The sequence below is a fragment of the Bartonella capreoli genome (assembly GCF_902813205.1).
In the GTDB taxonomy this organism is placed as follows: domain Bacteria; phylum Pseudomonadota; class Alphaproteobacteria; order Rhizobiales; family Rhizobiaceae; genus Bartonella; species Bartonella schoenbuchensis.
Window position 1 is genome coordinate 1 of the sequence record NZ_CADDZX010000133.1, and the last position, 529, is coordinate 529.

At 38.9% G+C, this 529-nt stretch carries 1 protein-coding gene; it reads left to right on the forward strand.

What is annotated here, in order from left to right; translation table 11 throughout:
- Positions 1 to 529 (forward strand): SIS domain-containing protein (locus J7R05_RS07705; protein ID WP_208541814.1); only part of this gene is annotated, 529 nt, incomplete at both ends.

The following is a 529-nucleotide window of genomic DNA, read 5'->3' on the forward strand; positions in this document are numbered from 1 at the left end:
ATTTAGCGCATTATCTTGATCTTGGAAATCATACGGTTCGCTCATTTGAGAATTTGATTGATTGGAAAAATATTAATCGAATATTTTTTGCAAGCTGTGGAACAGCTTATTATTCAACTTTAGTTGCACGTTATTGGTTTGAGAGTTTTGCTGCTTTAAGTGTTGATAATGATGTGGCTTCTGAATTTCGTTATCGTGAACCTCCTATCACAGCTGATGTCTTGCCGATATTTGTTTCTCAATCTGGTGAAACAGCTGATACATTGGCATCTTTGCGTTATTGTCGTGAGAATGGTATGAAAACAGCAACAATTGTCAATGTTGAGCAATCGACAATGGCAAGAGAAGCTGATTTTATTCTCCCAACATTAGCAGGTCCAGAAATTGGTGTTGCCTCAACAAAAGCTTTTACTTGTCAGTTGGCAACGCTTGCTGCAATGGCGCTTAGTGCTGCTAAGCAACGTGGGTTTATTGCAGAGAAAGCAGAACATCAATTTGTTCAACAATTGGCAGAAGTGCCGCGGATTTT